General features: G+C 40.6%; 6 protein-coding genes. 1 reads left to right on the forward strand and 5 read right to left on the reverse strand.

The features are described from left to right. Nucleotides 1–406: 406 nt before the first annotated feature. The 4 genes from E1J38_RS14630 to E1J38_RS14645 are packed head-to-tail and all read right to left on the reverse strand — an operon-like array spanning nucleotide 407 to nucleotide 7700. Complete coding sequence (locus E1J38_RS14630; RefSeq protein ID WP_133357592.1) at nucleotides 407–3634, reverse strand: type I restriction endonuclease subunit R; 3228 nt, start codon at nucleotides 3632–3634, stop codon at nucleotides 407–409. Nucleotides 3635–3644: 10 nt separating this feature from the next. Continuing rightward, the gene (locus E1J38_RS14635) at nucleotides 3645–4925 is read right to left on the reverse strand and encodes a Shedu immune nuclease family protein (protein ID WP_133357591.1); all 1281 of its coding nucleotides are present in this window, start codon (nucleotides 4923–4925) and stop codon (nucleotides 3645–3647) included. 20 nt (nucleotides 4926–4945) lie between these two features. Continuing rightward, complete coding sequence (locus E1J38_RS14640) at nucleotides 4946–6160, reverse strand: restriction endonuclease subunit S (protein ID WP_133357590.1); 1215 nt, start codon at nucleotides 6158–6160, stop codon at nucleotides 4946–4948. Then, the gene (locus E1J38_RS14645) at nucleotides 6153–7700 is read right to left on the reverse strand and encodes a class I SAM-dependent DNA methyltransferase (protein WP_133357589.1); all 1548 of its coding nucleotides are present in this window, start codon (nucleotides 7698–7700) and stop codon (nucleotides 6153–6155) included. The genes E1J38_RS14640 and E1J38_RS14645 overlap by 8 nt, the downstream gene beginning before the upstream one ends. A gap of 196 nt (nucleotides 7701–7896) precedes the next feature. On the opposite strand from E1J38_RS14645, the gene E1J38_RS14650 reads away from it, so the two are divergent. Next, nucleotides 7897–8124 carry a hypothetical protein gene (locus tag E1J38_RS14650; RefSeq protein ID WP_133357588.1) on the forward strand — a complete coding sequence of 76 codons (228 nt, stop codon included), beginning with the start codon at nucleotides 7897–7899 and terminating at the stop codon, nucleotides 8122–8124. A 149-nt stretch (nucleotides 8125–8273) separates the two neighbouring features. On the opposite strand, the gene E1J38_RS14655 is transcribed toward E1J38_RS14650, so the two are convergent. Further along, nucleotides 8274–8801, reverse strand: coding sequence for a hypothetical protein (locus tag E1J38_RS14655; protein WP_133357587.1), 528 nt, complete (start codon nucleotides 8799–8801; stop codon nucleotides 8274–8276). Nucleotides 8802–8940 lie beyond the last annotated feature (139 nt).

The raw sequence follows: 8940 nt of genomic DNA on the forward strand, positions 1-8940 counted from the left end.
GGACTTGATCGATGATCAAAAGCTTTAAGTCGAAACCTACTTTTTTGTAGGAAGTTTTTCGGCAGGGTTGTTTTTTGTCTTTCATTAGGTATAGTGCTAAAAGGTTTAATTTTTAGTCAACCTATTTCAGGAAAGTACGTTGGTCATAATGTGCTACAACGGTCTCGTGTATGAGCAGTAGCGGATTTTAACCCACTTAACTGTCAGATAGCATAGACCTTTGATTTATAGTTTTATGTTTCAAAATAGCACTGAACCCGCTATTGCTTATACACATTGTTGTGCGGTCGTACTTTTTATTTTTCCGTCCGTGCGTTGGCTCAGACACACTCTTTGACAAGCTTTGGCTTGTGCGGCTGCTTTGAGCGGCTTGGCAATGTGTGTGGCTGTTGAGCGTTGGCATTTCTTAGTCAGTTGTTAATTCTTTTGCAATCATTTCCGCTTGTTTCAATACCGTTTCTGTCGCCAGTTTTTGCATGTCTGGTGGATAGCCGTATTGTCTCAAAGTTCGCTTGATAATTACTTTCAATTTTGCACTTACACTTTCCTTGATTGTCCAATCGATTGATGCGTTTTGCTTAACTCTTTCGGTCAATATCACAGCGAGTTCTCTCAGTTTGTCTTGCTGCATAAGCTGTTTGGCGGAATCGTTGTTCGCTACTGCCGTGTAGAACGCATATTCAAAGTCAGACAGTCCAAGCTTTTTGGCTTCACTGTCCATGTTCACGATTTCCTTACTCAGCTTGATGAGTTCGTCCATCACTTCGGCTGCCGTCAAAATCTTGTTGTGGTACTTTTTGATGGAATTTTCCAACATTTCTTTAAGCGACTTACTCTTGACCAAGTTCTTTTTGGAACGTGCTTTTATTTCATCATTGAGCAGCTTTTTCAGAACTTCCAGAGCCACATTCTTGTGTTCCATTCCTTTGAGTTCCATCAGGAAATCTTCAGATAGAATGGAAATGTCTGGTTTTTTTATACCTGCCGCATCAAAAACATCAATCACCTGTTCAGAAACCAAGGCTTGGTCTATGACCTGACGAATAGTCGTCTCAATTTCTTCATCGGTTCTGCCTGAACCTGTACCATCAAACTTGGCTAAACGTGCTTTTACGGCTTGGAAAAATGAAACTTCATCTTTCACGTCCATGGCTTGTTCGTGCGGAACAGCAATCGCAAAGGCTTTGGATAAAGCGGTTACTTCATTGATGTATCGTTTTTTTCCATCTTCCAGTCCGAGAATGTGTTCTTCTGCTGCCAAAATCATGGAAAGCTTTTGTCCCGTTTCTGCTTGGAAATAGTCTTCATACGGGAATCCGCTGTACATCTGCGAAACCACTTCCAGTTTTTCCAGCATCAGTTCAACGGCTTGGGCTTGGGCAATGGTTGGGTCGCCTTTTCCACCTGCATCTGAATAAAACGAAAGTGCTTTTTTCAAATCGGAAGCAATACCCAAATAATCGACAACCAATCCACCTGGCTTGTCTTTGTACACTCTGTTCACCCTTGCAATGGCTTGCATTAGGTTGTGGCCTTTCATCGGTTTGTCGATGTAAAGCGTGTGCATGCTTGGTGCATCAAAACCAGTCAACCACATATCCCGAACAATCACCAGTTTCAGTTCATCGTCTGGGTCTTTCATTCGGTCGGCAAGCGTTCTTCTCTGTTGTTTGGTGGTATGATGTTTGGCGATTTTTGGTCCATCCGAAGAGGAAGAAGTCATTACAACCTTGATAACACCTTTATCCAAATCGTCTGAATGCCACTCGGGTTTTAGTTTGATGATTTCCTCATACAAGTCAGCGGCAATTCTTCTGGACATGGCCACAATCATCCCTTTGCCTTCAAATACCTCCTGGCGTTGACCAAAATGCTGAATGATATCGTTGGCTACATTCTTTATGCGGTTTTCACTACCGATTAAAGCTTCTAACTGTGTCCATTTGGCTTTGGCTTTTTGAGTTTCGGTGAGTTCTTCTCCGTCCAACTCATCATCAAGTTCCTCAACCAGTTTTTTACCTTCTTCGCTTAGATTCACTTTTGCCAAACGGCTTTCGTAGTAAATGCGAACGGTTGCTCCATCTTCTACCGCTTGGGCAATGTCATACACATCAATGTAGTTTCCAAAAACGGCAGGTGTATTTACATCGGTGCTTTCAATGGGTGTTCCTGTAAAACCGATATAAGTGGCATTGGGCAAAGCATCACGCATGTACTTGGCAAAGCCGTACACGGTTTTCTTACCTATCACATTACCATGCTCGTCTTTGTCATCTACTGTCTTGGCTTTGAAACCGTATTGTGTTCGGTGAGCTTCATCGGCAATCACCACAATGTTTTCCCGTTCCGAAAGCGTCTCATACACATTGCCTTCCTCGGGCGAGAATTTTTGAATGGTGGTAAAAATCACACCGCCTGAAGCTACCTTTAATTTTTCCTTTAGGTCGTTTCGGTTTTCAATCTGCTTCGGTTCTTGACGCAATAGTTGTGTGGAAGAAGCAAAAGTGTCAAAGAGTTGGTCGTCCAAATCGTTACGGTCTGTGATGACTACTACGGTTGGATTATCCAGAGCCAACACGATTTTACCCGTGAAGAACACCATGGAAAGGGATTTGCCGCTTCCTTGGGTATGCCAAACCACACCACCTTTTCGGTCGCCTTTTGGTTGTGATTTTACACCCGCCACACCGTAGCTTTCAGGTGATTCCATCACCATACTGGTTGGCGTTTCTTTTTCTACCGTGTAACCTGTCGCTCTCAGGGCAGATTCCACCGCTCGGTTTACAGCATAGTATTGATGGTAAGCTGCTAATTTTTTAACGGTTGAAATGGTAGTTACACCTGTTTTAGCATCCTCCTTTTTCGATTTTTCAAAAACGATGAAATGCCGAACCAAATCCAGCAAGGTTTCTTTGTTGAGCATGCCATTAATGAGCGTTTCCATTTGGCTTACTAAGTGCGATGCTTCTTCTTTGCCATCTGCCGATTTCCACGCCATAAAACGGCTCATGCCCGATGAAAGAGTTCCTGCTCTGGCCTCCAATCCGTCTGAAATAATCGTAAACGCATTGTAAGTAAACAGACTAGGAATAACTGCTTTGTAGGTTTCTATCTGGCGGAAAGCAGATTTGATGGTGGCGTTTTCATCTGCTGCATTTTTGAGTTCAATGACTACTAAAGGCAACCCATTGATAAAGAGTATAACGTCAGGGCGTTTGTTTACGCCATCTTCTACCACCGTAAACTGATTGGCAACAATAAAGTCGTTGTTTTCGGGTGTGTTAAAGTCGATTAACCACACCAAATCACCTCTTTGCTGTCCGTCTTTTTGATAGCTGACTTTGATGCCTTCTGTCAACAAGCGATGAAAGCTTTCATTGTTGGACAATAACTCTGGCGAATGGATACGCTGAATCTCTTTGATAGCTTCTTCCTGTGCAGCTGGTGGCACGGTAGGATTGATTCTTCGCACTGCTTCTGCCATGCGGTGTGTGAGCAGGACTTCTTCGTATGAACTCCGTTCTGGACTTTCTCCATCGTGAGCAATACTTGGGGCATAGATGTATTCATAGCCCAAATGCTCCAACAGTTTGATGGCGAAATCTTCTATGCTGTGTTCGGTTATTCTTGTCATTCAGTTTATGCTAATTCACTTTGCCCATCATGAGCTCTTTAAGATTGTTGAATCTCGCTAGCAGTTCATCAAAAGTCAATATTTCAACGTCCTTGCTATTACTTCGGAATAATTCAAATGAACCCAATTCTTTATCGCTCAAATCTGAAATAGACCCCATCAAAACGACACATTTTGAGTTGAAGGTTTCAAATCCTTTGTCCTCACTATTCATCTTGTGAATGGCAAATTGTTTCTGAAAATTATCACGTTGATTTAGAACCTGTGAAATACCACCAGATAAATCGGAACTCATAGAGAACACATCGTTTCCTCTGTATGCTGAGCCCTTTTTTACTAAATCGGTTTTATGGGTTTTTATTTCGATAAAAGCGACATTGTTGGTAAGGTTATTTTTAACCAGAAAGTCTGCAACCTTTCCATTTTTATTTGAAATTCCCTTACCTCCCACATAAGCCTCATCTTCATGCAAAATGATTGGAAAGGAAAAAATGTACGAGAAAATCCAACTATGCTTTTTTAGGAAGCCTTGCCATTTTTTCTCGAGATTCTCGGTTTCTGTTTTTTGCTGCATTAGTTTTTCATACTCTGCAATTACGTCATCAATATATTGCTCATCTATCGTCTCTTTGGTTTTTAGCAAACTTTCAGGCGAAATGAAACCATCGGCAAGCATGAGTTTTTCAAAGAGTTCTTTGATGGCTTCTTTGTCAGTGTTTGAAAATTCATCTAGTGATTGCTTCCAAGTTGAAAGAGCAGTAGATATTGAATTCTTTACATATTCCCTTTCAGCGGAATCAACTGCATCTGGAAACAGATTATGAAGCTCTTCTGATGCGAGAACTTCTCTATCTTGTTTCTGAATATCTAAATTGTGTTGGAAAACTTCGTGAAGTTTTATTAGATCACTCTCTGATAAGGTCAGTGTCTTTCTATCAGCACTAAATACGCTTTCACCCTTTTTGATGATTCTAATTGTGGCCGTTGGGAAACTTGCTTCAATGAATTCAATAAGTGGTTTGAGAACTTTTGTAAACCCCAAGCCTCTTGATGATGACTTACTTACACCAACTGGCAATTGATTGCCAAATCCCTCATAAATGAACTGCTTAACTCTTGAATATTTTGGTCCTCCATTAAACCCAATAGGGTAGTGAACAACTTTGTCTGAACTTTTAAAAACTTCACGGCAAATTTGGTCAATGCCTTTCTCAGAGTCTACAAAATGATAGACCTCTTTTGTAGTCAAGTTTCTTCTTAATTGTTCTTCTCTTATTGGATCGTCTGCCATAGAATAAATTATTGTTCCATTCAGTATGTTATTCTCACTTCACCGCTCATTAATTCGGGAAGTAGTGAATCCCTTATTTTTGCTAGTCTTCGAATTTGAGAATAATTCGAATTGAGCTTTTCGATTATGTCATCAAGAATTTGAATTTTGTTTTGGTTCAATTTTTCTGGTATTGAAAAACTAAATTCTAATAAGTCAGCCTTTTTCAACATAAGAATTGAAGTACCGCTTGCCACGTCTTTTACATATTGTCTATATAAAGCGGATTTGAGTAAAAAGTAGATTAAAGAAGCTGGCACCAATGATTCATTAATCTCTAGTTTGTAAAGGTTACTTCCAAGTACAATCTTCTTATCGCTGAAAAATGTGGGTATTAAAACAGGACTACCTAAGTGTTCAGCCGCTTGTGTGACATCTCTTGTTGTTATTATAATATCATTAGGGTAGCAATATTGATTTTCTCTAACCCTTTCTGATACAATAGATCGAATAGAGTCAGTATTAAGTCCAAATGACTTCTGAATACTTCCCATGCTCAAAAGGATATTTCCTTGCCCTGGCTCATCTAGCTCCTCTTGTTTATGATTGAATCCACTTACTACGTTTAAAACATTCTCTAACTTTAACTCTCTCCAGCTTTCATTTTCTTCCTCCACAAACCACTGCCGAAACAGCGTCTCCGCCATTTGCTCCAGGGTTTGGTTTTGGCGGTGCAGCAGGTCTATTTTGTCGTCTAAGCTGGAAAGGATGGTTGCGATGGAGCGTTGTTCTTCTAAGGGTGGATAAGAAATTGGAATTGTCTTTAGAATGCCTGTGTTTATTGAAGGCATAGTTGCACCGACAGCAATGTTTATTATGTAATCTCTAAAGCTTTTTTGTTGAAAGAAATATGACAAGAAACGAGAGTTTATTTCTTTATTAGGCCTGACCCTTAGCATACGAGAAGAAAACATCCACCCATCTTGACCTTTACTTACATATGCACTTAAGTCAACTGAACCAACTCTTGTAAAGAGAATGTCGCCTTCTTTCATTAAGTATTTACTCAATCTATCCTTATCCTCATCAGTAATGCTTGGATAGTCAAAGTCAATAATTCTGAAATCTTGAATATGCTCGACTGTTACAACGGGCGTACCCCCAGTTATGTATTGTTCATTTTTTAGCTGACTTCCGAAAGGGCCAGTCTGAACTTCTGCAACTTCACCAAGTTCTATTTCAGTCCACTCACTCATCAATTTTCACTTTTTGAAGGTTAGCGGCAATGCGTTCGTTGAGTTCAGCTTCTTCTTTGAGCTGGGCTTCAAACTCGGCTTTTAGGCTGGTAAAGCGGTCGGAAAAATCAAAGTCATCTTCTTCTTTCGCCAAGCCTACATAACGGCCAGGGGTGAGTACATAGTCCAGTTCGGCCACCCGTTCTTTGCTGGCAGAAGCACAGAAGCCTTTTACATCTTCATAGTTGCCATCGGTGTTTCGCCAGTTGTGATAAGTGTCTGAAATGGTTTGGATGTCTTCCTCAGAAAGCACTTTGGTTCTTCGGTTTATCAAATGCCCTAAGTTGCGGGCATCAATAAAAAGAATTTCGCCAGTGCGGTTTCTGAATTTTCCATTGCTACGGTTACGGCTCATAAACCACAGCGAAGCAGGTATTTGGGTATTCAAAAACAACTTGGCAGGCAGGTTTACAATGCAGTCAATCAAATCGGCTTCTACCAGTTCTTTTCTAATGTCGCCTTCACCGCCACTTTTGGAAGTCAAAGCCCCTTTTGCCAACACAAAACCTGCTTGTCCGCTGGGTGCCAAGTGATACATGAAATGTTGAATCCAAGCGTAATTGGCATTACCTGCTGGTGGTGTGCCGTATTTCCAGCGGCCATCGGTACGCAGCAAATCACCGCTCCAATCACTCACGTTAAACGGTGGGTTAGCAATGATGTAATCAGCTTTCAGATCTTTGTGGGCATCATTCAAAAACGAGCCTTCGTTGTTCCATTTCACCTGTGAGCTGTCAATACCTCTAATGGCCAAGTTCATTTTAGCCAGTCGCCAAGTGGTTTGGTTGCTTTCCTGTCCGTAAATGGAAATATCATTGATTTTTCCACGGTGTTCGGTTACAAATTCTTCAGACTGCACAAACATTCCACCAGAGCCACAGCAAGGGTCAAATACACGGCCTTTGTAGGGTTCGAGCATTTCTACCAAAAGTTCAACTACGCTTCTTGGGGTGTAGAACTGTCCGCCCTTTTTACCTTCAGCCAAGGCAAATTCACCCAAGAAATATTCAAACACATGTCCAAGTATATCAGCACTTCGGGCTTTGGCATCACCCAAGGCAATGTTTCCAATCATGTCTATGAGTTCTCCCAAACTGGTCGGGTCAAGGTTTTGACGAGCATAAACTTTTGGCAAAACACCTTTCAGCGAAACGTTTTCTTTTTCAATGAAGTCCATTGCCTCATCTACCGATTTGCCAATGGTAGGTTGTTTGGCTTGTGAGAGAAGGTAAGACCAACGGGCTTTCTCTGGCACGAAGAATACATTCTCGGCTTTGTATTCGTCTTTGTCCTCTGGGTCGGCTCCTGCATATTCACCTTCTCCTGCTTTTAGTTTGTCGTAAAGTTCCTCAAACGCATCCGAGATGTATTTCAGGAATATCAGTCCAAGTACTACATGTTTGTATTCTGCAGCATCAATATTTTTTCTCAGCTTATCAGCCGATTTCCAGAGTTGTTTTTCTAGGGGTTCTTCCGTTGCGTTTCCGTTCTTTTTTGCCATTTATTTTAAGTTCTTTTTATCAGTTTTAAATTTCATCTTTTCCGTCCGAGCGTTGGCAACAAAACAGGCTCTTTTGGTTTTTCAGCGTTGGCTTTGCGTATCGGCAAAAACCAAATGTGCCTGTTTGCGCGTGGGCTTTCTTTGTATGCCGCACAACGGCTACGGCTAAACAACGTTTTTTTAAATAACTGAAATTATGACAACAGAAGAAAGAGAATCAAAATCTGCACAATGGCAAACAGACAACTTAGGTAAAAATGTTGGTTTAGCCAATGTTGGCATTAGTACGCCTTCCGAGCGTGAATTGGTTGCAGAAACAGCCGATGCCTACTGCCCCGAATGCGATGCGTACATTGTAAATGAGCGGGTGACATACGAAGAGTGCTGTGACACTTGCGGAACTGAAATTGAATGGCACGAATAAGTATTAATGCCAACGTTCTCGTATAACCGTCAGTTACGGGTTAAAGTACGCAAATTTTTCGGTTTGGCACAGACGTTAGCAATTCCGAGTGGATTCGGACGTAGTCGAATCCGCCGTAATTGCGGTTATACATTGTTGTGTGTAGTTTTTTATTTCCACGGTTCTTTTTTAAATCCTGTTTTTATTAGATTAAAATTTTCATTCAAAGTTTTAGTGTCAAAATGAAAATAGAAATTTCCGTAATTCGGTTTATTTCTGTCAGATTCCGAAACCATTCTTTTCTCTAACTCTGTATATTTTACTGGAAGCGCATAACTTCCAATCGGTTTTTCTTCTAATGGACCAGAGTTTATCCAAATTTGTTCTCCTTTGAGTAATGTTCCGTTTCCGCCACCTGTGAAAGGTGCAGACCAAGCCGTTAAAAACTCTATTTCTTGGTCAAATTTTGATTCATATAAATCTCCTTCTTTTGGATAGCGATAATTTTCGGGAATTAAATCTCGTTCATATTCACGAGCCCAGTCAATTTCGGGTTGTCCAACTTCGTGTCTTTTCCCTTCTTTCATTTCTTGCATTAAATCCGATATTGTTTTATTCCAATTTTTAGGTCGAGGAATAGGGTTTTCAGATTTCTTTTTCTGTTTATTTTGTCCGAATATTTTTCTAAAGAAGTTCATTTGTATTATACTGAAATAGGTTGACCTTTTTCGGGTTCATTTTTCGTTTGTTAAAAGGTCAATAGTTCTAAATTTTCTTTATTTCTTTTGTAGGAATGATATGCTACATTTTGGTTAAGATGAACAAAAGCTGGTGTGT

Source organism: Seonamhaeicola sediminis, from assembly GCF_004358095.2.
Classification (GTDB): domain Bacteria; phylum Bacteroidota; class Bacteroidia; order Flavobacteriales; family Flavobacteriaceae; genus Seonamhaeicola; species Seonamhaeicola sediminis.

What these genes read in the sequence shown, in the direction of transcription:
- E1J38_RS14640 (WP_133357590.1), bottom strand. Translation starts at nt 6,160, where the DNA reads ATGAGTGAGTGGACTGAAATAGAACTTGGTGAAGTTGCAGAAGTTCAG.
- E1J38_RS14645 (WP_133357589.1), bottom strand. Translation starts at nt 7,700, where the DNA reads ATGGCAAAAAAGAACGGAAACGCAACGGAAGAACCCCTAGAAAAACAA.
- E1J38_RS14650 (WP_133357588.1), top strand. Translation starts at nt 7,897, where the DNA reads ATGACAACAGAAGAAAGAGAATCAAAATCTGCACAATGGCAAACAGAC.
- E1J38_RS14655 (WP_133357587.1), bottom strand. Translation starts at nt 8,801, where the DNA reads ATGAACTTCTTTAGAAAAATATTCGGACAAAATAAACAGAAAAAGAAA.
- E1J38_RS14635 (WP_133357591.1), bottom strand. Translation starts at nt 4,925, where the DNA reads ATGGCAGACGATCCAATAAGAGAAGAACAATTAAGAAGAAACTTGACT.
- E1J38_RS14630 (WP_133357592.1), bottom strand. Translation starts at nt 3,634, where the DNA reads ATGACAAGAATAACCGAACACAGCATAGAAGATTTCGCCATCAAACTG.